The organism is Pseudomonas sp. DE0010, from assembly GCF_007680745.1.
GTDB classification, from domain to species: domain Bacteria; phylum Pseudomonadota; class Gammaproteobacteria; order Pseudomonadales; family Pseudomonadaceae; genus Aquipseudomonas; species Aquipseudomonas parafulva_B.
In genome coordinates this window covers 72,695-96,846 of record NZ_VEJQ01000009.1, presented here as the reverse complement: position 1 = coordinate 96,846, position 24,152 = coordinate 72,695, and the positions used below count along the sequence as shown (strand labels likewise).

At 62.8% G+C, this 24,152-nt stretch carries 20 protein-coding genes; 10 read left to right on the top strand and 10 right to left on the bottom strand.

The genetic code is table 11. From position 1 onward, the window contains the following. Window positions 1-218: 218 nt before the first annotated feature. From tpx to FS767_RS09405, 4 genes are all read right to left on the bottom strand, one after another. Window positions 219-719, bottom strand: a complete 501-nt coding sequence (tpx, locus tag FS767_RS09420) for a thiol peroxidase (protein ID WP_144964973.1) — start codon at window positions 717-719, stop codon at window positions 219-221. 153 nt (window positions 720-872) lie between these two features. Continuing rightward, entirely contained in the window at window positions 873-2,153 is a 1,281-nt protein-coding gene (locus FS767_RS09415) for a serine/threonine transporter (protein ID WP_058638332.1), read from the bottom strand. Window positions 2,154-2,466: 313 nt separating this feature from the next. Beyond that, window positions 2,467-3,663: an amino acid aminotransferase gene (locus FS767_RS09410; protein ID WP_078478532.1), complete on the bottom strand. Its 1,197-nt coding sequence runs from the start codon at window positions 3,661-3,663 to the stop codon at window positions 2,467-2,469. Window positions 3,664-3,811: 148 nt separating this feature from the next. Further along, window positions 3,812-4,837 (bottom strand): Ldh family oxidoreductase, encoded by a 1,026-nt coding sequence (locus FS767_RS09405; RefSeq protein ID WP_144964972.1) that lies wholly within the window; start codon window positions 4,835-4,837, stop codon window positions 3,812-3,814. A gap of 431 nt (window positions 4,838-5,268) precedes the next feature. Here FS767_RS09405 and FS767_RS09400 point away from each other — a divergent pair, with 431 nt between their 5' ends. The 5 genes from FS767_RS09400 to FS767_RS09380 all read left to right on the top strand — a co-directional run bounded on the left by FS767_RS09400 (window position 5,269) and on the right by FS767_RS09380 (window position 11,992). Then, window positions 5,269-6,078, top strand: coding sequence for a gamma-glutamyl-gamma-aminobutyrate hydrolase family protein (locus FS767_RS09400; protein ID WP_144964971.1), 810 nt, complete (start codon window positions 5,269-5,271; stop codon window positions 6,076-6,078). 288 nt (window positions 6,079-6,366) lie between these two features. Next, complete coding sequence (kdgD, locus tag FS767_RS09395) at window positions 6,367-7,278, top strand: 5-dehydro-4-deoxyglucarate dehydratase (protein WP_078478530.1); 912 nt, start codon at window positions 6,367-6,369, stop codon at window positions 7,276-7,278. A 102-nt stretch (window positions 7,279-7,380) separates the two neighbouring features. Beyond that, window positions 7,381-8,745 (top strand): MFS transporter, encoded by a 1,365-nt coding sequence (locus FS767_RS09390; RefSeq protein ID WP_058638335.1) that lies wholly within the window; start codon window positions 7,381-7,383, stop codon window positions 8,743-8,745. A gap of 76 nt (window positions 8,746-8,821) precedes the next feature. Then, a complete protein-coding gene (gene garD, locus FS767_RS09385; protein ID WP_144964970.1) occupies window positions 8,822-10,375 on the top strand; it encodes a galactarate dehydratase in 1,554 nt (517 codons plus the stop codon). A gap of 24 nt (window positions 10,376-10,399) precedes the next feature. Beyond that, a complete protein-coding gene (locus tag FS767_RS09380) occupies window positions 10,400-11,992 on the top strand; it encodes an aldehyde dehydrogenase (NADP(+)) (protein ID WP_144964969.1) in 1,593 nt (530 codons plus the stop codon). Between the two features lie 45 nt (window positions 11,993-12,037). On the opposite strand, the gene FS767_RS09375 is transcribed toward FS767_RS09380, so the two are convergent. Further along, window positions 12,038-12,787 carry a FadR/GntR family transcriptional regulator gene (locus tag FS767_RS09375; RefSeq protein ID WP_058638384.1) on the bottom strand — a complete coding sequence of 250 codons (750 nt, stop codon included), beginning with the start codon at window positions 12,785-12,787 and terminating at the stop codon, window positions 12,038-12,040. A 140-nt stretch (window positions 12,788-12,927) separates the two neighbouring features. Here FS767_RS09375 and FS767_RS09370 point away from each other — a divergent pair, with 140 nt between their 5' ends. Next, the gene (locus FS767_RS09370; RefSeq protein WP_144964968.1) at window positions 12,928-13,578 is read left to right on the top strand and encodes a DUF998 domain-containing protein; all 651 of its coding nucleotides are present in this window, start codon (window positions 12,928-12,930) and stop codon (window positions 13,576-13,578) included. Window positions 13,579-13,652: 74 nt separating this feature from the next. Next, the gene (locus tag FS767_RS09365) at window positions 13,653-13,982 is read left to right on the top strand and encodes a hypothetical protein (protein WP_144964967.1); all 330 of its coding nucleotides are present in this window, start codon (window positions 13,653-13,655) and stop codon (window positions 13,980-13,982) included. Window positions 13,983-14,118: 136 nt separating this feature from the next. Here FS767_RS09365 and FS767_RS09360 read toward each other — a convergent pair whose 3' ends face one another. Beyond that, window positions 14,119-15,333 carry a YeeE/YedE family protein gene (locus FS767_RS09360; RefSeq protein ID WP_144964966.1) on the bottom strand — a complete coding sequence of 405 codons (1,215 nt, stop codon included), beginning with the start codon at window positions 15,331-15,333 and terminating at the stop codon, window positions 14,119-14,121. A gap of 136 nt (window positions 15,334-15,469) precedes the next feature. On the opposite strand from FS767_RS09360, the gene FS767_RS09355 reads away from it, so the two are divergent. Further along, the gene (locus tag FS767_RS09355) at window positions 15,470-16,378 is read left to right on the top strand and encodes a LysR family transcriptional regulator (protein WP_144964965.1); all 909 of its coding nucleotides are present in this window, start codon (window positions 15,470-15,472) and stop codon (window positions 16,376-16,378) included. Here the strand turns inward: FS767_RS09355 and FS767_RS09350 are convergent. From FS767_RS09350 to FS767_RS09335, 4 genes are all read right to left on the bottom strand, one after another. Beyond that, window positions 16,363-16,896 carry a DMT family transporter gene (locus FS767_RS09350; RefSeq protein ID WP_144964964.1) on the bottom strand — a complete coding sequence of 178 codons (534 nt, stop codon included), beginning with the start codon at window positions 16,894-16,896 and terminating at the stop codon, window positions 16,363-16,365. The two genes, FS767_RS09355 and FS767_RS09350, sit on opposite strands and share 16 nt — an antisense overlap. A gap of 189 nt (window positions 16,897-17,085) precedes the next feature. After that, complete coding sequence (locus tag FS767_RS09345; RefSeq protein ID WP_144964963.1) at window positions 17,086-18,375, bottom strand: sorbosone dehydrogenase family protein; 1,290 nt, start codon at window positions 18,373-18,375, stop codon at window positions 17,086-17,088. Next, window positions 18,372-18,800, bottom strand: coding sequence for a DUF2231 domain-containing protein (locus tag FS767_RS09340; protein WP_100851569.1), 429 nt, complete (start codon window positions 18,798-18,800; stop codon window positions 18,372-18,374). The genes FS767_RS09345 and FS767_RS09340 overlap by 4 nt, the downstream gene beginning before the upstream one ends. A 193-nt stretch (window positions 18,801-18,993) precedes the next feature. Beyond that, window positions 18,994-21,180, bottom strand: coding sequence for an OsmC domain/YcaO domain-containing protein (locus FS767_RS09335; protein WP_058638344.1), 2,187 nt, complete (start codon window positions 21,178-21,180; stop codon window positions 18,994-18,996). Between the two features lie 261 nt (window positions 21,181-21,441). Here FS767_RS09335 and FS767_RS09330 point away from each other — a divergent pair, with 261 nt between their 5' ends. Further along, window positions 21,442-21,897 (top strand): (2Fe-2S)-binding protein, encoded by a 456-nt coding sequence (locus FS767_RS09330; RefSeq protein WP_144964962.1) that lies wholly within the window; start codon window positions 21,442-21,444, stop codon window positions 21,895-21,897. Further along, window positions 21,897-24,137, top strand: coding sequence for a molybdopterin cofactor-binding domain-containing protein (locus tag FS767_RS09325; RefSeq protein ID WP_144964961.1), 2,241 nt, complete (start codon window positions 21,897-21,899; stop codon window positions 24,135-24,137). The genes FS767_RS09330 and FS767_RS09325 overlap by 1 nt, the downstream gene beginning before the upstream one ends. The last annotated feature ends 15 nt before the right edge of the window (window positions 24,138-24,152 follow it).

Here is a 24,152-nt window from a genome sequence, read left to right as displayed (position 1 = left end):
GGGTTGAACGAACCTTGTTCGGATTGACGATTCAGGAGGGTGAACGATAAGCACTGTCGACGGCCAAGCAAAGCGCCTTTACCAGAGGTTTACCTTTGCCTGACGTTGCCAAGACCCTGAACTTTAAACGAAAACGGCCCGGAAAAGCGTTCCGGGCCGTTACAGGGTATAGCTTGGAGCAATGGGCAGGCGGAAGGTTCGATCCCTGCCCGGCGCCGTCACTTCAATGCGGCAAGGGCTGCCTCGTAGTTGGGCTCGTCGGCGATTTCAGCTACCAGCTCGCTGTGCAGCACCTTGTCGTGCTCGTCCAGTACCACGACGGCGCGGGCAGCCAGCCCAGCCAATGGGCCGTCGGCGATGGCCACACCATACTGCTCAAGGAACTCACGGCCACGCAAGGTGGACAGGTTCTTCACGTTTTCCAGGCCTTCGGCACCGCAGAAGCGAGCCTGGGCAAATGGCAGGTCGGCGGAAACGCACAGTACGACAGTGTTGGCCAGCTCATTGGCCTGGGCATTGAACTTGCGCACGGACGTGGCGCAGGTAGGCGTATCGACACTTGGGAAGATGTTCAGCACCTTGCGCTTGCCGGCGAAGTCCTTGAGCGACTTGTCGGCCAGCCCCTCACCTACCAGGGAAAACGCCGGCGCCTGAGCGCCAACCTGTGGCAGCGAGCCATTGACCTGGACGGGGTTGCCTTTGAGAGTCACTTGAGCCATGACGAAATCCTTGATCTTGGGTTGGGAAAAGGATCAAGAGTTAACCATGAAGGCCAGCATGTGCCTATGGGGCAAGATGAATTTGTTGCCGGTGAGGCAACGGCCCGCCCTGGCGTACTTGCCGGGCACCGGGGCGGGCCTGCTGCTACGGGCTTATGCCAACAGGCCGTAGACGACCGAGGTCAGGGCGACCAGGCCGATCACGGTGACGAACACGTTAGACAGCGCCCCGCTGTACTTGCGCATGGCAGGCACGCGGCGAATGGCATACATGGGCATCAGGAACAGCAATACTGCGATGATCGGGCCGCCGAGGGACTCGATCATGCCCAGGATGCTGGGGTTGAGCGTGGCAACGATCCAGCACACCACCAGCATCAGCGCCGCCACCACGCGGTCAAGGGCCTTGGCACCCGGGCGCGCGCCAGTCTTGGCGATGATGCCCTTGAGGCCTTCGCTGGCGCCAATGTAATGGCCCAGGAATGACTTGGCGATAGCGACGAAGGCGATCAAAGGCGCGGCAAAGGCGATGGTCGGGTTGCTGAAGTGGTTGGCGAGGTATGACAGGATCGACAGGTTCTGCGCCTTGGCTTCGGCCAGTTGCGCGCTATCGAGGGTCAGCACGCAGCTGAAGACGAAAAACAGCACCATGGCCACCATCAGCAGGTGCGCACGTGCCAGGATCTGGCCGCTGCGGGCGTCGGCATGATCGCCATAGCGGCGTTTCTGGTCGACCGCGAAGGCCGAGATGATGGGGGAATGGTTGAACGAGAACACCATGACCGGGATGGCCAGCCATACCGTGTGCAGGAAGGCCGAACCGCTGGGCACCGTGTGGGCGCTGTCGAGAATACCACCGGTCCAGTGCGGGATCAGGTACAGGCCCAGCAGCGCCAGGGCCACGATGAATGGATAGACCAACAGGCTCATGACCTTGACGGTAGCCTGTTCGCCGCAGCGTACGATCGCGAGCAGCCCCAGGATCAGCACGAATGACAGCAGCGCACGGGGTGGAGGCGCGATGTGCAGCTGGTGCTCCATGAAGCTGCTGACGGTATTGGTCAGGGCCACACTGTAAATGAGCAGGATGGGGAAGATGGCAAAGAAGTACAGGACTGTGATCAAGGCGCCAGCCTTGATGCCGAAGTGTTGCTCGACCACGTCAGTGATGTCTGCCCCTTCGCGCCCCGAAAGCACGAACCGGGTCAGCCCGCGGTGGGCGTAGTACGTCATCGGGAAGGCCAGCACCGCCAGCACCAGCAACGGCCAGAACCCGCCAAGGCCGGCATTGATCGGCAGGAAAAGCGTACCTGCGCCAATGGCGGTGCCAAATAGGCCGAGCATCCAGGTGGTGTCCTGCCGGGCCCATTTGCCGAGGCTGGCGGCGGTCGTTTGTTCGTAACGCTGTTCTACGCTTGAGGCCTGCTCATTCATCCGGGTGACGCTCCACTCGCAAGACTGCAACAGGCTGAGAATGACGAAGCGTTGGCTGCGCCCTACTCAACCGGAAAAAGAGGGGCGCGATTGTGCACGGAAAGGTTGCACTTGCGAAGCCTTTTTCGGAGGGGGTGGTTGCACTTGTCTGTACAAGCGGTAGGTGCAGCCGGGTGGCAGAGCACGCTCCGCGTGGAGAAGGCCCTGGCTGGCACAGGCGTCCGTGAGCACGGGATGGGGAGATGGAAAGGCAATCGCCGAAGCCACAGGCGGCCTCGGCGAGGGTTGCTGCAAAACGTCAAGCCTGGGGTGCTTACTGATGTACAGCCGCGAAGGCCTCGGCAACCCGCTGCAGGTTCGCCGGCCGCAGGCCTGACATGCACACGCGGCCACTGTCGATCAGGTAAACGCCAAACTCATCGCGCAAACGGCGCACCTGCTCCACGCTAAAGCCGGTGTAACTGAACATGCCCCGCTGGCGCAGCAGGAACTGGAAATCACGCCCCGGCAGCAGCACACCCAGCGCATCGACCAATGCCTGGCGCATGTCCAGGATGCGGGTGCGCATCACCTCTACTTCCGCAGCCCACTGGGCGTTGAGGGCGGGATCGTTGAGCACGCCTGCGACCAGTTGGGCGCCGAAGTTGGGCGGGCTGGAATAATTACGGCGCACCGTGGCCTTCAGCTGGCCGAGCACGCTCTGCGCCGTGGCTGCATCGTCGCAAACCACCGACAGGCCGCCCACACGTTCCCCATACAGGGAGAAGATCTTGGAGAACGAGTTGCTGACCAGGCATGGCACGCCTGCGCTGGCCATCTCGCGGATGGCGAACACGTCTTCGACCAGACCCTGGGCAAACCCTTGGTAGGCAATGTCCAGGAAGGCGATCAACTGACGGGCCTTGACCACCTCTACCACTTGCTGCCACTGGCCCTGATCCAGGTCGGCACCCGTCGGGTTGTGGCAGCAGGGGTGCAGCAGCACCACACTGTTGGCAGGCAAAGTATGCAACGTGGCAAGCATGCCCTCGAAGTCCACGCCACGGGTGGCCTGGTCGAAGTACGGGTAGGTGTTAACCGTGAAGCCTGCACCCTCGAAGATGGCGCGATGGTTGTCCCAGGTGGGGTTGCTGACCCAGACTTGCGCCTGCGGGAAATAACGCTTGAGGAAGTCGGCACCGACCTTCAGGGCCCCGGAACCCCCGACGGTCTGCACCGTCGCCACGCGACCGCCAGCAACCGCCGGATGGTCGGCACCGAACAGCAGGGCCTGAATGGCCTGGCGGTAGCTGGCAAGGCCTTCCATCGGCAGGTACAGCGAAGCATCGTGATCCTGACCTGCGATGCGCTTTTCCACTGCATCCACTGCAGCGAGCTGCGGCACTACTCCGGCTTCGTCGTAGTACAGGCCGATGCTCAGGTTGACCTTGTCGGCGCGCGGATCGGCCTTGAAGGTTTCCATCAACGAGAGGATCGGGTCGCCGGCGTAGGCTTCGACATGTTTGAACACAGCGTGCAGCTCCTTGGGATCAGGACGAGTCAAAAAGGCAGCCAAGAGCATACCCGTACTGGCTGGGAATGGGCACCAACTATCGTGCAAGGGGTATGTGCAACACTGCATGATCGGGCGCGGGTCCGCCTACCCTGCCCGGCCGCGATCAGGTGAGCAGATCGCGCAACGCCTGCAGGGCACTGGCGGTGATCGCCACCCCTTCGCGCTCCGCCCGCTCACGCTCCAAGTGCCGCCGCGCACCTGGCATGCGGCTGACACCGGCCGCCTCCATTTGCTCCAGCAGCAGGCGACTGCGCTGGGCGAACCGTTGACCTTGTGCAACCTGCGGGTCGATGACGATCAGCAACTGCCCCGTCCACGGCGTCTTGGCGCCGGGATGGCCGGACCAGTCGAACTCCCATGAAAAATTGCCGCCGGTGAGTGCAGCTGCCAGCAGCTCTACCATCATCGACAGGGCTGAGCCCTTGTGCCCGCCGAACGGAAGCAGGGCACCGCCGCCCAGGATCTTGGCCGGGTCCTGAGTCACCTGGCCCTGCCCGTCCACGCCTACCCCCAGGGCCACTGCCTCCCCGGCGCGGGCTGCCAGCTGCACATCGCCATGGGCCATCGCGCTGGTCGCCATATCGAATACGATGGGCGGATGCCCTTCGCAGGGCGCAGCGAAGGCGATCGGGTTGGTCCCGAATACCGGCTTGCGTGCACCGTGCGGTACGACGCAGGTCATGCTGTTGACCACGCTCAGGGCAACCAGGCCCTGTTCGGCGAACGGCTCCACGTCCGGCCACAATGCGGCGAAATGGTGGGAATTGTGGATGGCCAGCACTGCGATCCCAGCAGCGCGTGCCTTGGCCACCAACAATTCCCGGGCAGCCGCCAGTGCAGGCTGCGCAAAACCACCCCGCGCATCGACACTGATATAGCCGGCCGCCAGATCACTGACCTCGGGCGCAGCCTTGCCGTCCACCCAACCGCTGGCCAAGGTCGAGACGTAGCCGGGTATGCGAAACACGCCATGGCTATGGGCGCCATCACGCTCGGCGCTGGCACAGTTGGCGGCCAGTACCCGAGCCACCGCCGGCGTGCAGCCATGACGTTCGAAGATCGACTCAAGCAAGGCTTTGAGCTCAGCAAAGGGAAGATGCACGACGGGCTCGCGGGTGGGAGTGGCCATCAAAAATATCCTTCTTCTGATCATGGAGGGGTAAGCTGCACCGCAACAGCTCAGCAGACTAACCCACGCATGCTGGCAGGGCCACGCGATCCGGCCAGGTCAGCCGCAAAGCCTGACCGTGCAGCCCATGGAAAACCCTTGAATCATTGCGCCGCTGCAATGAGTCGACTGCGTCGTTAAGTATTATTGACCGCCACCCCAGCCAAGCCCGCACCGGCGCTGCCTTGCAGCCCGCCCGCCTCCGTAATTTGGGCCTGGGAGCCGGCTGCGGCCGTTTGACATATCAAACGGCTCTGGCAATCTAACACCAAGTCCCGACCGACATCGTCGACGCCGACGAGTCGGCAGTGCTCGGGACCTCAGGTTGCACCAGCGCCGCGCGCCTTGCACCTGCACAACAACGACAGGTTCAACCTGTCCCAAGGTGACATATGTCCAACAGCAACATTGGCAACAAGCAACCTTCCCTGCGCAAACCCATCGTCCTGATGACCATGGGTACCCAAGAGCGCAAAGGCCATGACTATCAGGTCATGACCCACAAATACATCACCCCGCTGGTCGACTTCGCCGACTGCGTCCCGGTCCTGGTGCCCACCTGCTGTGGCACCGAGGCACTGGAGACCTACCTGGACATGGCCGACGGCGTGTACTTGACGGGCGCGGGCAGCAACATCGACCCAGCGCTGTATGGCCAGGAGAACGAGACCCCGGGCAAGGGCCAGGACAAGAACCGCGACCTGTTCGACATTCCGCTGGTCAAGGCTGCAATCAAGCGCGGCCTGCCCATCTTCGGCGTGTGCCGGGGCATGCAGGAAATCAACGTGGCGCTGGGCGGGGACATCTACCAGAAGGTCTACGCCGAGCCCGGTTTCAACGATCACCGCGAAAACCCCGAGGATCCTGTCGAGGTGCAGTACGCGCTGGCCCACAGCGTGAAGATCAAGCCGGGTAGCTGGCTGCGCGACACCCTTGGCACGGATGAGATTCGCGTCAACTCCCTGCACGGCCAAGGGCTGCGCAACCTGGGCAAGGGCATCGAAGCTATTGCCCACGCCGAAGACGGGCTCGTCGAGGCCATTCATGCCCCGAGCCTTTCGCCCTTCCTCTTTGCCGTGCAATGGCACCCAGAGTGGCAGGCTGCCAAGAATCCTGACTCTATCAAGATCTTCCAGGCGTTTGGCGATGCGTGTAGAGCGCACGTTCGCAAGGTACAGGGCAAGCCTCAACAGGCAGCCTGATCACTAGCACGCATGCGAGCAGTAAAGCATGGGGCGGCGCAAGGCCGCCCCAGTCGTTTGTCGATGAAACTTCCCAACTCGAGAGATACGATGACCTGACAGCAGACGCCGCTGTCCACGGCCCCTTGCCGCACGCTATCACCCCGCGATGGCGAGTCATCAAAGCCACCCTTAAATCACCTCGACCAAAAAAACCTCCCTAAGGGACTGGTCTTGCATGAGGTTGTACGATAACTTACCTCGAAAGCACCGCATTACTCCTACCCAAGCGTCTGGATGCCTATAACAATGAACCCACAAGAACTGAAATCCATCCTGTCCCACGGCTTGCTGTCGTTTCCTGTCACCGACTTCGATGCGCAGGGCGATTTCAATCAGGCCGGCTACATCAAACGCCTGGAATGGTTGGCCCCATACGGCGCGAGTGCGCTGTTCGCCGCCGGGGGTACGGGCGAATTCTTCTCCCTGGCTGCCAGCGAATACAGCCAGGTCATCAAGACAGCGGTGGACACCTGCGCCACGTCGGTACCTATCCTGGCGGGCGTTGGTGGTGCAACCCGCCAGGCCATTGAGTATGCGCAGCAAGCCGAGCGCCTGGGTGCCAAGGGGTTGCTGTTGCTGCCGCACTACCTCACCGAAGCCAGCCAGGATGGCGTCGCCGCCCATGTAGAGGCCGTGTGCCAGTCGGTCAACATCGGGGTGGTGGTCTATAACCGCAACGTCTGTCGCCTCAACGCCACCTTGCTCGAACAATTGGCCGAGCGGTGCCCGAACCTGATCGGCTACAAGGACGGCCTGGGTGACATTGAACTGATGGTGTCGATCCGCCGCCGGCTGGGAGAGCGTTTCAGCTACCTGGGCGGGCTACCGACTGCCGAAGTTTACGCTGCGGCGTACAAAGCGCTGGGCGTGCCGGTGTATTCATCGGCGGTATTCAACTTCATCCCCAAGACCGCCATGGACTTCTACCACGCCATTGCCCGGGACGATCATGCCACCGTGGCCAAGCTGATCGACGACTTCTTCCTGCCCTACCTGGACATTCGTAACCGCAAGGCCGGTTACGCTGTCAGCATCGTCAAGGCGGGTGCCCGCATTGCCGGCCATGATGCAGGCCCGGTTCGTGCCCCACTGACCGACCTGAGCCCCGATGAGTACGAAATGCTTGCCGCCCTGATGGACAAGATGGGGCCGCAGTAAACCCTCGCGGCGCCTGCCAGCGCCGCGCCCGGAGTGGGCGCGTCTTACTCCGGCATAAATCGAAGACCCCGCACAACAATAACTAGTGGGAGTACTACCAGCATGCAAGCGACGAAGAAAACGCATGTGCGCTACCTGATCCTGTTCATGCTGTTCGTGGTGACCACGATCAACTACGCCGACCGCGCAACCATCGCCATCGCAGGGTCGAGCCTGCAAAAGGACCTGGGCATCGACGCCGTCACCCTGGGCTACATATTCTCGGCCTTCGGCTGGGCCTATGTGGCCGGACAGATTCCCGGCGGATGGTTGCTCGATCGCTTCGGCTCAAAAAACGTCTATGCATTCAGCATCTTCACCTGGTCACTGTTCACCTTGCTGCAAGGCTTCGTCGGCGGCCTGCCGGTGGCCTGGGCAGTGGTCACTCTGTTTACCCTGCGTTTTCTGGTCGGTTTTGCCGAAGCGCCGTCGTTCCCCGGCAACGCCCGCATCGTCGCCGCCTGGTTTCCGACCCAGGAGCGCGGTACTGCCTCGGCGATCTTCAACTCGGCGCAGTATTTCGCCACTGCCCTGTTCGCACCGCTGATGGGCTGGATCGTGTTCAGCTTCGGCTGGGAGCATGTGTTCGTGGTCATGGGCGTGCTGGGCATCCTCTTCTCGATCATATGGCTCAAGACCATCTACAACCCTCGCCAGCACCCGCGTATCAGCCCCGCCGAGCTTGAACACATCGAGCAGAACGGCGGCTTGGTGGACATGGACCACAAGCGCGGCAACGACGGGCCCAAGTGGGGCTACATCAAGCAATTGCTGACCAGCCGCATGCTCCTGGGTGTGTACCTTGGCCAGTACTGCATCAACGCCATCACCTACTTCTTCCTGACCTGGTTCCCGGTGTACCTGGTCCAGGAACGGGGCATGACCATCCTCAAAGCAGGGTTCATCGCTTCGCTGCCAGCCATCTGTGGCTTCATCGGTGGGGTACTGGGCGGCGTGATTTCGGACTGGCTGCTGCGCCGCGGCCATTCGCTGACCTTCTCGCGCAAACTGCCAATCGTGTGCGGCCTGATGTTGTCCACCACCATGGTGTTCTGCAACTACGTCGATGCCGAATGGATGGTGGTGGGCTTCATGACCCTCGCTTTCTTCGGCAAAGGCATTGGTGCGTTGGGCTGGGCAGTGGTGGCCGACACCTCGCCCAAGCAGATCGCCGGCCTGTCCGGCGGGCTGTTCAATACCTTCGGCAACATCGCCTCGATCACAACGCCGATCGTGATTGGCTACATCATCAGCGCCACCGGCTCGTTCAAGTGGGCGCTGGTCTATGTGGGTGCCAACGCGCTGGTGGCAGTACTGAGCTACCTGGTGATCGTCGGCCCCATCAAGCGAATCGAGCTGCGCGAAGAGTCGCCTGAGTCCAAGCCGGCGTCAGTGCCGGATGCCCAGCTTGCCAGCCCGCGTCACTGATTGAGCACGTGCGCACTGACTAGCCCGTGCGCCCGCACGTACAAAAGCCGGAGAACCTGAACAATAGGGCCCGAACATGCAGCTGATCGAACATTCCGAATCGCCGCGCTACATCCGCCTGCACGAGGACGACAATGTCGTGGTGGTGGTCAACGACGGCGGCCTGGGCGAAGGGGCCCGGTTCGTCGACGGGCTGACCCTGGTAGAAGACGTGCCGCAGAGCCACAAGGTGGCCACCGTGCCTATCCCCAAGGGCCAAGCGGTACGACGCTATGGCCAGGTGATCGGTTATGCCTTGGAGGACCTGCGCCAGGGCAGTTGGGTGCAGGAGGGGCAGCTGGCCATGCCCGCCCCGCCTGAGCTGGACAATCTGCCATGCTGCGATGCAGTTCCCCAACCGCAACCGCCGCTGCAGGGCCATACCTTCGAAGGCTATCGCAATGCCGACGGCACGGTTGGCACTCGCAATATCCTGGGTATCACCACCACCGTGCAATGCGTCACTGGGGTGCTGGAGCATGCCGTCAAGCGCATCCGCCACGAGCTGCTGCCGCGCTATCGGAATGTGGACGATGTGGTCGCCCTCACCCACAGCTACGGCTGCGGCGTGGCCATCAATGCCCGCGATGCCTATATCCCCATCCGCACCGTACGCAACCTGGCGCGCAACCCCAACCTGGGTGGCGAAGCGCTGGTCATCAGCCTGGGTTGTGAAAAGCTGCAGGCCAGCCAGGTGATGCACGACGACGACCCCTCGGTCGACCTCAGCGAGCCCTGGCTGTACCGCCTGCAGGACGCAAGCCTGGGCTTCACTGAGATGATCGAGCAGATCATGGCCCTGGCTGAAACCCGCCTGAAGAAACTCGACAAGCGCAGGCGCGAGACCGTGCCGGCCAGTGAGTTGATCCTGGGCATGCAGTGCGGCGGCAGCGATGCCTTCTCGGGCATCACCGCCAACCCGGCACTTGGCTACGCGGCAGACCTGCTCGTGCGGGCCGGTGCAACGGTGCTGTTCTCGGAAGTGACCGAGGTGCGCGACGCCATCTACATGCTTACCTCCCGCGCCCAGGACCGGCAGGTGGCCGATGCGCTGGTACGCGAAATGGACTGGTACGACCGCTACCTGCACCAGGGCGCTGCCGATCGCAGCGCCAATACCACGCCAGGCAACAAGAAAGGCGGCTTGTCGAACATTGTCGAGAAAGCACTGGGCTCGATCGTCAAGTCAGGCAGCGGCGCCATTCAAGGTGTGCTCGGGCCAGGGGAACGGGTGAGCGGCAAGGGGCTTATCTTCTGTGCCACCCCTGCCAGCGACTTCGTCTGCGGCACCCTGCAGCTGGCCGCCGGGATGAACCTGCATGTGTTCACTACCGGCCGCGGTACGCCATATGGCCTGGCGATGGCGCCGGTAGTGAAGGTATGCACCCGCACCGAGCTGGCGCAGCGCTGGCCGGACCTCATCGACATCGACGCCGGGCGTATCGCCACGGGTCGCAGCACCATCGAAGAGCTGGGCTGGGAGCTGTTCCACTACTACCTGGACGTGGCCAGCGGGCGCAAACACACCTGGGCCGAGCAACACCGCCTGCATAACGACATCACCCTGTTCAATCCCGCACCCATTACCTGATCCCTTGTCCCTGAGGAGTTCCAGATGCCAGAGATTCTTGGCCACAACTTCATCGCCAGCCAGCGCAGCGCAGCCGGCACACAGCGCCTGCAAAGCCTGGATGCCACCACTGGCGAGCCCCTGCCCTATAGCTTCGCACAAGCCACCGAGCGCGAGGTGGCCGAGGCGGCCGAGGCGGCACAGGCCGCCTTCGCAGGGTTTCGCCAATTGCCACCGGCACGCCGCGCCGAGTTTCTGGACGCCATTGCCGCGGAGCTCGATGCGCTCGACGATGCCTTCGTGGCGATCGTGTGCCGTGAAACCGCCTTACCGACAGCTCGGATCCAGGGTGAGCGCGGCAGGACCAGCGGTCAGATGCGCCTGTTTGCTCAGGTGCTGCGCCGAGGCGACTATCTGGGTGCGCGCATCGACCTGGCCCAACCAGACCGTCAGCCGCTGCCGCGGGTGGACCTGCGACAGATGCGCATCGGCGTTGGTCCTGTAGCGGTGTTCGGCGCGAGCAACTTCCCCCTGGCCTTCTCTACCGCCGGTGGTGACACCGCTGCTGCACTGGCTGCCGGTTGCCCGGTGGTGTTCAAGGCGCACAGCGGCCATATGGCCACCGCCGACCTGGTCGGTTGTGCCATCGAACGCGCGGCCGCCCGTACCGGCATGCCCAAAGGTGTGTTCAACATGGTGTTTGGGGCAGGCGTGGGTGAGCCATTGGTCAAGCATCCGGCCATCCAGGCAGTGGGCTTCACCGGCTCGCTCAAAGGTGGCGATGCCCTGTGCCGCATGGCCGCCGAGCGCCCCCAGCCGATCCCGGTGTTTGCCGAAATGTCGAGCATCAACCCGGTGATTGTCCTGCCCGGGGCGCTGGCCAAGCGCGGCGAAGCCATTGCGCGTGAACTGGCAGGCTCCGTTTGCATGGGGGCTGGGCAGTTCTGCACCAACCCGGGTTTGGTGATAGGCCTGCAATCGCCCGCGTTCAGCCAACTCCTCGAAGACTTGGGCACCCATCTGGACCACCAGGCCGGCCAGACCATGCTCAATGCAGGTGGCCTGCGAAGCTATGTCAGTGGGCTGGATCACCTTCACGCCCATGACGGCATCGTGCACTTGGCCGGCCAGCCGCAGACAGGCCCCCAGGCACGAGCACAACTGTTCAAGGCCGAGGCCCGCCTGCTGGTGACGTCTGACCCGCTTTTGCAGGAAGAAGTCTTCGGTCCGACGACAGTAGCGGTGCAAGCGCGCGACGAGGAACAACTGCGCAGCGCCCTGCAGGGCCTGAGAGGCCAACTGACCGCGACGCTGATCGGCGAGCCGGAAGACTTTGCTGCGTTCGCCTGGTTGGTACCGCTGCTGGAGGAAAAGGTCGGCCGCATCCTGGTCAACGGCTATCCAACAGGTGTGGAGGTATGCGATGCCATGGTCCACGGCGGCCCGTACCCCGCCACCTCGGACGCCCGGGGCACGTCTGTCGGCACGTTGGCCATCGACCGATTCCTGCGGCCGGTGTGCTACCAGAACTACCCCCAGGCGCTGCTGCCCGAGCCGCTGCGCGACAGCAATCCGCTGGGGTTGCGCCGGTTGGTCAATGGCCAGTGGAGTGAAGAAGCGCTCCAAGGTAGATCTTGAGTCATTAGCCGGGATGAGAGTCATCCAGAGGCTGGGGCGGTTAGGTCACGCCCCGCTCACCTGCGCCCGCTCATGGGCTTGGCGCAGCCGCTCCCGGCTGTTGCTCAGGTGCATGCGCATGGCCATCTTCGCCCCTTCACTGTCCTGGCGAGCAATTGCCTCGTAGATCGCTTCGTGCTCATGCATCAACCGGCTCATGTAGTGGGGCTGGTCGTCGTGGGCCAGGCGAGCAGAGTTGAGGCGGGTTCGAGGGATGATGCTGGTGCCAAGGTGGTTGATGATGTCGGCGAAATAGTGATTACCGCTGGCCTGGGCGATGCGCAGGTGGAATTGAAAGTCCGCGGACACTGCGTCGGTAGCATGGGCTGCTTGTTCATTTAGCTCATCGAGGGCTGCGCGCATCCCGGCCAGCTCTTCATCGCTGCGTCGCTGAGCCGCCAGGCTGGCCGATTCGATTTCGAGGGCGATGCGCAGCTCCAGTACCGCAAGTACTTCGCGCAGCGTCACCACCGTGGCCGGGTCGATGCGCAGCCCCCCGACCGGCGGAGCGTCCAGCACGAAGGTACCGATACCGTGACGGGTCTCCACCTGCCCGGCGGCTTGCAAGCGCGAGATCGCCTCACGCACGACCGTGCGGCTGACCCCTTCCTCAGCCATGATCTGCGATTCGGTCGGCAGCTTGTCACCGCGCTTGAGTTGACCACTGCGGATGCGTTCGGTCAGCACTGTGACCAGTTCCTGGGCCAGGCTGCGCGGCTTGCGCCTGGCCCGTGGCGGTGGTTGTAGATCTGACATGCCCTGTGCTTCACCTTGAAAGACAGCCGCCATGATAGCGCAGGCAGTTGTACGATCACATACGGCTGCAACGCTATCGATGCTGGCGCTATCACCAGACCGTTTGTTAAGGTCCGGGCTTTCCACGGAAGGATGCCTGCATGAGATTGCTCGACCGATCGCTGCTCAGCTGTGGCTTGCTCATTCCATTGTGGCTAGCTCTGGGCGTTACGCTGACCGCCATGGCCTACCCCGGCTACGATCATCTGCAATTGGCCATGAGCCAGCTGGGCGCCGTCGGTGCCCCAACCCACCATCTTTCCCCGCTGGTGAACAATTTCCCGTTAGCGCTACTGTTCGCCTTGTTCGCGTGGGGCATTGCCCGGCGCTGGCGCGGCTCCCGGCTGGCCATGGTCAGTGCAGTGCTGTTGTTGCTGCACGCCGTTGGCAGCTTGGGCACGGGATGGTTCGCCTGCGACCAGGGCTGCGCGCCTGAACAGCCTTCCACGTCGCAGCAGTTGCACAACCTGTCCGGGCTGTTGATGTTCATATCCTTGACCCTCGCCAGTGCCCTGTGGATCTGGCTTGGCGCCCGCATCGCGCACTCGCGCGCCCTGGCGGTCTGCTCGCTGGCCTGTACCCTTGGGGCAATTGTCACAGTCGGGTTCATGGGCCAGGCCATGCAGAGCGGCGAATTGTTCGGGCTTTACCAGCGCCTCAATTATGGCGTGGGCGTGCTGTGGGTAGCGGCTATTGCCTGGTACAGCCTGCGCGAACATGCCAGCACAGACGCCAAAGCTGCGCTGGCCTGAAGGCAAACTGCTGGCCCCCGGCTTTGGAAGGAGGAGGCAAACTTCCTTCTCCTTCAATAGCTTAGGACAGTAACATGCGGGTAATTCTAGCAATAATGACGGGCTGCCTGTTGGCTACAGCAGGTATCAGCGCCAGCGCCCGACCTTTGACTCAGAACGATCGCCAAGCCTGCAAGTGGGGCGCGCAGATTGCAGCCCAGGCCCAGCAGGCCAAGCTGTCTGGGGTCACGCTGTATACCGCACGCAAGAAGCTGCAGGCACGCAAGTTTGCCAAGCCATGGATGCGCATGACCGCCTTCGGCATTACCGAGCAGACATATAACAGTCGCTCGAGGCTCTCACCTGCTGCCATCAGCAAAACCTATCAGGAACAATGTGTGCAACATGCGCTGGCACGCAGATAGCTATACCTATCAATTAGTTACTAAGCATAGTTGATACAAATTATTAGCAACCAACCCCTCCCGCCATGCTTGGTTCAGCTATATCGAACCTAGCGTTGACTGGCCCAGTCGGGAATCAACGGGCCAGCCCTTTGCGTTAACAGCCAGTCAAGGTCGTCGCGCGACGCTCCCCTGCAAAGAACGCAGGGCGCAGCCGCACCCCGATCACGTTGCCCAGGTAGGCGGCGATCAGCCATAGCCAGCCGTGCAGGCTCCCTGAAGCGATACCGCTGAAATAAGCGCCGATATTGCAGCCGTAGGCCAGGCGCGAACCGTAGCCCAGCAACAGGCCGCCGATAACGGCGGCGATCAATGACGGCAGCGGGATCTTCAGGCTCGGGGCAAAACGCCCGGCAAGGCCTGCTGCAAGCAACGCCCCCAGCACGATGCCTAGGTCCATGACGGTGGTCACATCCTGCCAGACCGGCGAAGCCAAGGCTTTGGCATTTGCCGGTGCCTGCCAGAACACCCAGCTGCTCACCTGAACACCCAGGCTGTCCAGCACCTTGGCGCCCCATAAGGCGAAGGCCGAGGTGATGCCCCAGGGCCGTCCAGCCAAGGCCAGGGTGGCATAGTTGAGCACGGCCAACGCGACCGCGCCCCAGAGCAACGGCCAGGGGCCTCGCACAAAGCGTTGCAGACCTGCCCGGTCATGCTGCTCGGGCTGTTCAAGCCTGCCGTGGCGGCGCTTTTCCAGGTGCACAGTGACCCAGGCGATCAGGCCGAACACGCCCAGGCTCACCAGCAAGGCAGGTACCAGGCCCCATGCCTGCACGATTGAGGTCGCAGGCAATGATGGCAAGGCAAACCACCAGTCGGCGTGGTGCGTGGCGGTCACGGACCCGATGATGAAGAACAGCAGGGTTACCAGCATTCGGGCATTGCCGCCGCCAACGGTGAACAAGGTGCCCGAGGCGCAGCCGCCCCCCAGTTGCATGCCGATGCCGAAGATGAAAGCCCCGAACACGACGGACACCCCGGCCGGTGCCACAAGGCCCGTCACGGGGGTGCCGAACAGGTTGCCGGCCGCAAGCGCCGGGAAGAACAGCAGTACGGCCAGCGCCAGCATGACCATCTGCGCACGCAAGCCGGCGCCGCGCCGCTCATTGATGAACACGCGCCAGGCTGAGGTGAAGCCGAAGGCCGCGTGATACAACGTCAGGCCCAGCGCAGCCCCCAGTAGCAGAAGCAGGACCTGCCTGAAGCCTGCATTGGCATCCAGGAACCAGGCGCCAGCTATCAGTAGACCCAACGCGACAAGGGGTGCGCCCAGACGGCGCGGTTCAGGTGAAACGGTGGCGGAAAGACCCATCGAAATACTCGGAAAAAATCGAACAGGTGCGCAGTATAACGGCAACCACCGGTGAGGTCGTGTAGTGCCGTCAGCGGTGCAGGCGCGCATTTGTTAGGCTTGGCCCCTGCCCCCTTATGGATCAGACGCCCGAACCATGGATCAATTGCGCCGAATCGACCTGAACCTGCTGCTGGCCCTGCACGCCCTGCTTACCGAGCGGCATGTAACACGCGCTGCCATTCGCCTGCACCGCAGTCAGCCGGCCGTCAGCCACGCGCTGGCGCAGTTGCGCGAGCATTTCGATGATCCTCTGCTGGTACGTCAGGGTGGCACGATGACGCTCACCGCGCGGGCTCAGGCGTTGGCCCAACCGCTAGAGGACGCATTGGCCAATCTGGAGGGGCTGCTGAGCACGCCGCAATTCGATGCTACGCAGGCCCGGCGACGCTTCCGTCTCTCGCTGTCGGACTATGCAGCACGGATCATCCTGCCACCTCTACTGCGCCATGTGCGGCGCGTTGCCCCGGGCATCGACCTGGCGGTCAGCCAGGCCAGTCGCGAGGCAATGGTGGCTCAGTTGCTCGACGGCGAGCTGGACCTGGCGCTGGGGGTCTTTCCGGAATTACCTCAAGGCATCACCGCCCAATCACTGTTTGCCGATCGCTTCGTAAGCGTGGCTGACCAGCAGACACTGCCGGAGACTGGCGAATTGAGCTTGAGCCAGTGGTTGGCGCGCCCCCATGTGCTGGTGGCTACGCGCCCCGACGCCTTCGATGAGATTGACCGTGCACTGGCCTCCCAAGGTCAGCGCCGGCACATTGCCCTGGCGCTGCCGCACTGGAGCGCAGCCGTAGAAGTAGTGAAAGATACCGACCTGATTCTGACCGTAGCGCGACGGGCCCTCGCCCAGCTGCCTGCCCATGGGGGGCTGTGCGAGTTCGTCCCCCCGCTGCCTTTGGACAGCATCGATTACCGGCAAGCCTGGCACAGCCGCAAGCAGGATGATGCGGGGCATCGCTGGCTGCGCGAGACGGTGCTGGCATGCTGTCAGCCAGAGGTCTGATCGTGGCTTGAGCGCTCCACCGCGGGCTCGCTTTTGCTGGGTGTACCGGCGGCCCACTGACTCTGCACCAACCACACGCCGGCCAGGATCATCACAAGTCCAAAAATTCGCGCCAGCCCCAGGGGCCTGCCTGGCAGGTTCATGATGGCAAAATGATCAGCAACCACCGCCGTAACGATCTGCCCTGCCACCACCAGCACCAGAAAGCCTGCCGCCCCAAGCTTGGGCGTCAGCGCCGCCGCCCCTGCCACATAAAGGGCGCCCAGCACACCGCCGATCCAGAGCCACCACGGCCCTTGCAACGCCCTGCCGATGTCAGGCGCAGGGATCCGCAGCACCAGCAGCGCTGTGATGACGACCACGGCGCTGACGGCGAGCGACGCAAATGCGCCCCACAGCCAGTGACCGAGCGCCCTGCCTGCAGCGGCATTGCCTGCCGCTTGAAACGGCAGAACCGCGCCAGCAATCAACGCCAAAACAATGGGTAACAGCACTATCATCATGGATTTACTGAACATGACCGTTCTCGCTAAACAGGACGGGGTTCAGCATGAGGCTATTGATGCCTCGCATGGAAATCGAAAGCTGAGATGGAAACTATTCGTATGGCGAATAGCGAATCTGCGTGGCTACGCCAAGGCGTAACAGCCGTGATCCTAGAGAGTAAGCCATAGGGGCGGACAGTCCCGCCCCTGCAGCCGATTGCATCAGTTGCGCGTCACCCGCCATACGGTGTTGGCCAGATCGTCCGCAATGATCAATGCCCCACGCGGGTCGACTGTCACACCCACTGGACGCCCACGCGTCTTGCCATCTTCACCTCGAAAGCCGGTGGCGAAATCGATGGGCTCGCCTGCCGGCTTGCCGTTGCTGAACGGCACGAAGATGACCTTGTAGCCAACCGGGTTCGGCCTGTTCCAGCTGCCGTGCTCGCCCACGAACACCCCCTCGGCAAAGCCTTGGCCCATGGCGGCCGTTGAGAAGTCGACACCCAGCGCCGCAACATGCGACCCCAGGCTGTAGTCGGGCTTGATCGCCGCAGCTACTTTGTCAGGATTCTGCGGCCGCACTCGGTCGTCGACGTTCTGCCCCCAGTAACTGTAGGGCCAGCCGTAAAAGCCGCCCTCACGCACGGAGGTCAGGTAGTCGGGGACCAGGTCTGGGCCCAGTTCGTCGCGCTCGTTGACCACTGTCCAGAGCTGCCCGGTACCCGGCTGGATAGCCAGTGCAGTGGGGTTGCGCAGCCCGGTGGCGTAGGGCCGATGTGCGCCCGTCTGGGCATCGACTTCCCACACCATCGCACGGTCGATCTCGACCTCAAGGCCGCGCTCGGTGATGTTGCTGTTCGAACCGATGCCGACGTAGAGGAAGCGGCCGTCCGGGCTGATGGTCAAGGCTTTGGTCCAGTGGTGGTTGATCTCGGCCGGCAGGTCGGTGAGCTTGACCGGTGGGCCGTCGGCCTTGGTCTGGCCGTCGCGGTAGTCGAAGCGCACCAGTGCGTCCTGGTTGGCCACGTACAACTTGCCATCGGCAAATGCCAGGCCATAGGGCGCATTCAGGTTCTCGGCAAAGACGGTCTTAAGCTCATACTTGCCATCACCATCGGCATCGCGCAACAGGGTCAGGCGGTTGCCGCCCTTGACCTGGGTATTGCCCTTGGCCTTGATCTGGCTGGCGATCACATCCTTGGGCTTGAGTTTGGCAGCGCTGCCGCCACGCCCTTCGGCCACCAGGATGTCGCCGTTGGGCAGCACCAGGCTCTGACGCGGGATCTTCAAGTCGGTCGCGATGGCCGTGACGCTGAAACCGTCGGGCACGGTCGGCTTTTGCTGCCCCCAGGCAACCGGCTCGGCGATCTTCATGCTGGGCAGCAGACCGCGCTGGGGATCGGGCAGCTTCGGGTCAGGCCCACGGGCCTGGGTGGGGTCACCCTCACCGCCGCAAGCCGCCAGCAACAGCGAAAGAGACAGCAAACTCACAGCGTGCAGCGCTCTCATGCTTCACCTCCCGAACGCAGGTTGCTCAAGCCAAGCCACGCCGTCACCACAGCGAGCACGGTCACGATCACCGACAGCACCAGCCCGGACGGCATCACAGCCCAGGCGTCCTTGGCATGCTCGAAGGCGTTGACCAACCCCAGCACCCACGTCACCAGCAAGAGCAAGAAGTAAAGGGTTGGCCGCCCGGCCTTGTGTCGAGCGCTGATCAGGTTGGCCAGGGCGAACAGCAGGGCCAGCCCGCAGAACACCAGGCCCCCTGCGATCAGCCAGGCGGCAAAGTTGCTCCATTGAATCTGGTAGCTGTTGTAGTAGGCAATGTCACTGATCATTGCCCCCAGGAACAGCGGCACGGTGCCCGCCAACAACAACGCATGCAGTGGGCCAGGTCTGCAGCGGTACAGGGTAGGGTCGGAAACGGTCACGGTGCCTCCTTTTCGTTCAGTGACCGGGGCCGGCGAGAGACGGCCCACGGGGATACGCAGGGTGCGCCTAGCAAATGAGCACCCTGGCGAGCCGATAGTTCAGCCCTGCATGGCTGAAATATCCTGCAAAAAATCCCGAACCGCTGCCCTTCGTGGCATACGCGGCCCATACAGGCCCCATGCCTGCCAGACGTCAGGCCAGTCGCGCCCGAGCGGCGTGCAGCTTCTTGTAGCTGTCGATCAGGCGCAGATGGCGATCCAGCCCTTCGAGCTTCATGCTGGTCGGGGTCAGGCCGTGGAAGCGCACGCTTCCCTCGATCGAGCCCAGCACTGCATCCATGCGCGGGTTGCCGAACATGCGGCGGAAATTGACTTCGTAGTCGGCCATGTCCAGTTCATCGTCCAACTGCACTTCCAATGCCACGTTAAGCGCCTGGTAGAACAGCCCCCGCTCCACGGTGTTGTCGTTGAACTGGAGAAACGCCTCGACCAGCTCCTTGGCCTCCTCGAAGCGCTGCACGGCCAGGCAGATGAGCAGCTTGAGCTCAAGGATGGTCAGTTGCCCCCATACCGTGTTGTCGTCGAATTCAACGCCAATCAGCGTGGTGATGGTGGTGTAGTCATCGACATCGCAATTGTCCAGGCGTTTGAGCAGCAGCTTGAGCGAGCGGTTGTCCAGGCGGTGCAGGTTGAGGATGTCGGCGCGGAAGGAAAGCGCCCGGTTGGTGTTGTCCCAGATCAGGTCCTCGACCGGGTAGATTTCCGAATAGCCTGGCACCAGGATTCGGCAGGCGATTGCCCCGAGGTTGTCGTACACGGCCATGTAGACCTCTTTGCCAAGGTCTTCGAGGATGCCGAACAAGGTGGCTGCCTCCTGCGCATTGGCACCTTCGCCCTGGGCAGTGAAATCCCAATCGACGAACTCGAAGTCAGCCTTGGCGCTGAAGAAGCGCCACGACACAACGCCGCTGGAGTCGATGAAATGCTCGACGAAATTGTTCGGCTCGGTCAGGGCGTGGCTTTCGAAGGTGGGCTGTGGCAGGTCGTTCAAACCTTCGAAGCTGCGGCCCTGCAGCAGTTCGGTCAAGCTGCGCTCCAAGGCCACCTCAAGGCTTGGGTGAGCACCGAACGAAGCGAACACACCACCGGTGCGCGGGTTCATCAGGGTGACGCACATCACCGGGAATTCGCCGCCCAGCGAGGCATCCTTGACCAGTACTGGAAAGCCCTGCTCCTCCAGCCCCTGGATACCCGCGACGATGGACGGATAGCGGGCCAGCACCTCGGCGGGAACGTCTGGCAGGCACAGCTCGCCTTCGAGGATTTCACGCTTGACCGCACGCTCGAAGATTTCGGACAAGCACTGCACCTGCGCTTCGGCCAGCGTGTTGCCCGCGCTCATGCCGTTGCTCAGGAACAGGTTCTCGATCAGGTTCGACGGGAAGTACACCACCTGCTGGTCTGATTGGCGCACGAACGGCAGCGAACAGATGCCCCGGGCGGTGTTGCCCGAGTTGGTGTCGTACAGGTGCGAGCCGCGCAGTTCGCCATCGGGGTTATAGATGGCCAGGCAATGCGCGTCGAGGATTTCGTCAGGCAGGGCATCCCGAGGGCCGGGCTTGAACCACTGTTCGTCCGGGTAGTGCACGAAGGCCGCATTGGCCAGCTCCTCTCCCCAGAACTGGTCGTTGTAGAAGAAATTGCAATTCAGCCGCTCGATGAATTCGCCCAGGGCAGACGCCAGCGCCGCTTCTTTGGTAGCGCCCTTGCCATTGGTGAAGCACATGGGCGACTGCGCATCGCGCACATGCAACGACCAGACGTTGGGCACGATATTGCGCCACGAAGCAATTTCGATCTTCATGCCAAGGTCGGCCAGGATGCCGGACATGTTGGCAATCGTCTGCTCCAATGGCAGGTCCTTGCCAGGGATGCGCGTGCTGGTTTCGGCCACCGGCATGAGCAAACCCTGGGCATCGGCATCGAGGTTGTCGACCACCTCGATCACGAATTGCGGACCGGTCTGCACCACCTTCTTGACCGTGCAGCGCTCGATCGAACGCAAGATGCCCTGGCGGTCCTTGTCGGTGATGTCTTCAGGCAGCTCCACCTGGATCTTGAACACCTGGTTGTAGCGGTTCTCGGGGTCGACGATGTTGTTCTGCGACAGGCGGATGTTTTCGGTGGGAATGCCGCGTGTCTGGCAGTAGAGCTTGACGAAGTAAGCCGCGCACAGCGCCGAGGACGCCAGGAAATAGTCGAATGGCCCAGGGGCCGAGCCATCGCCCTTGTAGCGGATCGGTTGATCGGCGATCACCGTGAAGTCATCGAACTTGGCTTCGAGACGGAGATTGTCGAGAAAATTGACCTTGATTTCCATGCGGGTTTACCGTGATTTTAAGCGTGCAAAACACAATGGTCGGCATTATCCGGTTTTTCACAGCGGAAATCCTCCCCGACCGGCATGCGCGTCAATGGCGGCCTCGCGCTTGCGCATTCCGGGGAAATCCTTGCCTGATCCTCTGTATCTGCACAGCCTGGCGCAGGCACCGGTTCGGCGCTGTGCTAGCGTTTCTGCACGGGGCAACGCACCCCACGATGATGACAAGAGCAGCGCTAACCGATGACTGGCAGGTGAACCATGGAACTACTCATCAACGGCACGACCCACCAGGTCGATGCAGACGCCGACACGCCCCTTTTGTGGGTGATCCGCGACGACCTGGGCATGACCGGCACCAAGTATGGCTGCGGCCTGGCCCAGTGCGGGGCTTGCTCGGTGCTGGTGGACGGCGTTGTGGTGCGCGCCTGCGTGACCCCGGTGTCCGGCGTGGTTGGCCGACACGTGTCGACCATTGAGGCGATCGAGGCCGACCCTGTGGGCAAGCGGGTGGTAGCGGCTTGGGTGGAACACCAGGTCGCGCAATGCGGGTACTGCCAATCCGGTCAGGTAATGGCAGCGACCGCGCTGCTCAAGCATACCCCGGCACCCAGCACCGAGCAGATCGATGCAGCCATGATCAACCTGTGCCGCTGCGGCACCTACAACGCTATTCATGCAGCCATGCATGACCTGGCGCAGGGAGCCAAAGCCTGATGAGCACGCCTGATCCCGTTGCTGAGCTGCATAGATTGCAAGCTGGTGAAACCGTCAATCTCTCGCGTCGCCGTTTCCTGGTCGGCACGGCTGCAGGTGCATTGGTCCTGGGCTTCGGCCTGCCGACGGGCGTTGCGCGTGTGCAGGCCGCTGCCGATACGCAGCGAGGCACCCAGGTACCGGCGTTCCTGGAAATCCGACCGGATGGCACGGTCCGTCTGCTCAGTCCGTTCATGGAAGGCGGCCAAGGGCCGTTCACCGCCATGGCGCAGATTGTTGGCGAGGAGCTGGATGTGGACCCTGCTCACTTCATCGTGGACAGCGCCCCACCTGGCCAAGCCTATGTGGTGATGGAAAACGGCATGCGCATCACCGGCGGCAGCATGTCCGTACGCATGAGCTACTCCACCATGCGCCGCCTGGGCGCATTGGCGCGGGCGATGTTGCTGCAGGCCGCTGCGCAGCAACTGGGTGTTGAGGCGGGCGAGCTCACCACGACGCCGGGTACCGTAGTACATACCACGTCAGGGCGCACGCTTGGGTACGGCGAACTGGCCGAGCGCGCCATGGACCTGCCGGTCCCCGACCCTGCCACCGTCAAGCTTCGTGATCCTGCCCACTTTCGCTGGATTGGCAAGCCAGTTCGGCGCCTGGATGCATACGACAAGTCCACCGGCAAGGCCATGTACTGCATCGACCTCAGCGTGCCGAATATGCTTCATGCCGCCGTGCAGCATGCCCCTCGCTTGGGCATGACGGTAGGCCAAGTGCGCAATGAGGCACAGGTAGCTGCCATGAAGGGCGTGCATTCAGTGCATCGCCTGCCCGGTGCTGTAGCGGTGGTTGCACCACGTTGGTGGCACGCCAAGCGTGCGGTCGAGGCACTGCAAGTGCAGTGGCTGGAGCCAGCCGCAGATTCCACCGTGCGGGCCATGCCGGCGGATTTTTCCAGCGACGGCTGGCTCCAGCACCTGGCCAGTGCCACGGGTCCAACCCGTGATGAAGAAACGGCCGGAGACGTGGCAAGCGCGCTGGACAACGCCGTGACCACCGTCGAGGCCAGCTACCACAACCAGTACCTGAACCATGCCCAGCTCGAGCCCCCTTCTGCCCTGGCCCGCTTCAACCCCGACGGCACACTGGAGGTCTGGCTGCCCAACCAGGCGCCCGACATGTTCCGCGATGACATCGCCAAGCGCACCGGGCTGTCACCCGACCAGATCACGCTGCATTCGCCGCTGCTTGGCGGCTTCTTCGGTCGGCACTTCCTGTATGAGTCCGCCAACCCCTACCCGCAAGCCATCGCCCTGGCCAAAGCGGTTGGCCAGCCTGTCAAGCTGATCTGGAGCCGCGAGGAAGAGTTCCTTCGCGATGTGCTACGCCCTGTCGCCGCGGTCAAGTTCCGCGCCGGGCTCGATGCCAAAGGCTTGCCGGTGGTCCTGGAGGCGGTCAGCGCCACGGAAGGCCCCACCGAAGCCCTGGCCGGCAAGCAAGGTGACAAGGTCGACCCCACGGCACTGGAAGGGCTATCGGGCAAGGCCTATGCCATCGCCAACAGGCGCATCGCACAGGTGTACGTCAAAGGCCCGGCCATGCTCGGTTATTGGCGGTCGGTGGGCAACTCGCTCAATGACTTCTTCTATGAGTCTTTCCTGGACGAGCTGGCGGACAAAGGGGGCCAGGACCCTCTGGCCCTGCGTCGGCACCTGCTACGAGACAACCCGCGCCTGACCCAACTATTGCAAGCGGTCGTCGAGCTTTCAGGGGGCTGGAAGCGTGGGCCTTTCACTGCCGAGGATGGCACGCGGCGGGCCCGAGGCTTGGCGATGGCGTCCCCTTTCGGGTCCGAAGCGGCCGTGATCGCCGAGGTCTCCATCGAAGACGGCCAGGTGAAGGTCCACGACATCTGGCAGGCGATCGATCCGGGTAGCATCGTCAACCCGGCCATCATCGAGCACCAGGTCAATGGCGCGGTGGCCTTGGGGTTGTCGCAGACGCTGGTCGAGGAAGCGGTGTATGTCGATGGCATGCCGCGTGCGCGCAACTATGACCTGTACCCGATCCTGCCGCCTGCGCGCATGGCTCGGGTGCATGTACGCATTGTTGAGAGTGGCGCGAAGATGGGCGGTATCGGCGAGCCACCGTTGCCCGCGGTAGCACCGGCGGTGGCCAATGCCGTGGCCCAACTGACCGGACAACGGGTTCGCAGCCTGCCCATGAGCCGTCATACCTTCAGCTGACCGACAAGGACGCCG

Coding starts and splice junctions, on each gene's coding strand:
- FS767_RS09390 (WP_058638335.1), top strand. CDS start 7,381: ATGCAAGCGACGAAGAAAACGCATGTGCGCTACCTGATCCTGTTCATG.
- FS767_RS09365 (WP_144964967.1), top strand. CDS start 13,653: ATGCGGGTAATTCTAGCAATAATGACGGGCTGCCTGTTGGCTACAGCA.
- tpx (WP_144964973.1), bottom strand. CDS start 719: ATGGCTCAAGTGACTCTCAAAGGCAACCCCGTCCAGGTCAATGGCTCG.
- FS767_RS09355 (WP_144964965.1), top strand. CDS start 15,470: ATGGATCAATTGCGCCGAATCGACCTGAACCTGCTGCTGGCCCTGCAC.
- kdgD (WP_078478530.1), top strand. CDS start 6,367: ATGAACCCACAAGAACTGAAATCCATCCTGTCCCACGGCTTGCTGTCG.
- FS767_RS09370 (WP_144964968.1), top strand. CDS start 12,928: ATGAGATTGCTCGACCGATCGCTGCTCAGCTGTGGCTTGCTCATTCCA.
- FS767_RS09330 (WP_144964962.1), top strand. CDS start 21,442: ATGGAACTACTCATCAACGGCACGACCCACCAGGTCGATGCAGACGCC.
- FS767_RS09415 (WP_058638332.1), bottom strand. CDS start 2,153: ATGAATGAGCAGGCCTCAAGCGTAGAACAGCGTTACGAACAAACGACC.
- FS767_RS09405 (WP_144964972.1), bottom strand. CDS start 4,837: ATGGCCACTCCCACCCGCGAGCCCGTCGTGCATCTTCCCTTTGCTGAG.
- FS767_RS09400 (WP_144964971.1), top strand. CDS start 5,269: ATGTCCAACAGCAACATTGGCAACAAGCAACCTTCCCTGCGCAAACCC.
- FS767_RS09325 (WP_144964961.1), top strand. CDS start 21,897: ATGAGCACGCCTGATCCCGTTGCTGAGCTGCATAGATTGCAAGCTGGT.
- FS767_RS09375 (WP_058638384.1), bottom strand. CDS start 12,787: ATGTCAGATCTACAACCACCGCCACGGGCCAGGCGCAAGCCGCGCAGC.
- FS767_RS09350 (WP_144964964.1), bottom strand. CDS start 16,896: ATGTTCAGTAAATCCATGATGATAGTGCTGTTACCCATTGTTTTGGCG.
- FS767_RS09360 (WP_144964966.1), bottom strand. CDS start 15,333: ATGGGTCTTTCCGCCACCGTTTCACCTGAACCGCGCCGTCTGGGCGCA.
- garD (WP_144964970.1), top strand. CDS start 8,822: ATGCAGCTGATCGAACATTCCGAATCGCCGCGCTACATCCGCCTGCAC.
- FS767_RS09380 (WP_144964969.1), top strand. CDS start 10,400: ATGCCAGAGATTCTTGGCCACAACTTCATCGCCAGCCAGCGCAGCGCA.
- FS767_RS09335 (WP_058638344.1), bottom strand. CDS start 21,180: ATGGAAATCAAGGTCAATTTTCTCGACAATCTCCGTCTCGAAGCCAAG.
- FS767_RS09345 (WP_144964963.1), bottom strand. CDS start 18,375: ATGAGAGCGCTGCACGCTGTGAGTTTGCTGTCTCTTTCGCTGTTGCTG.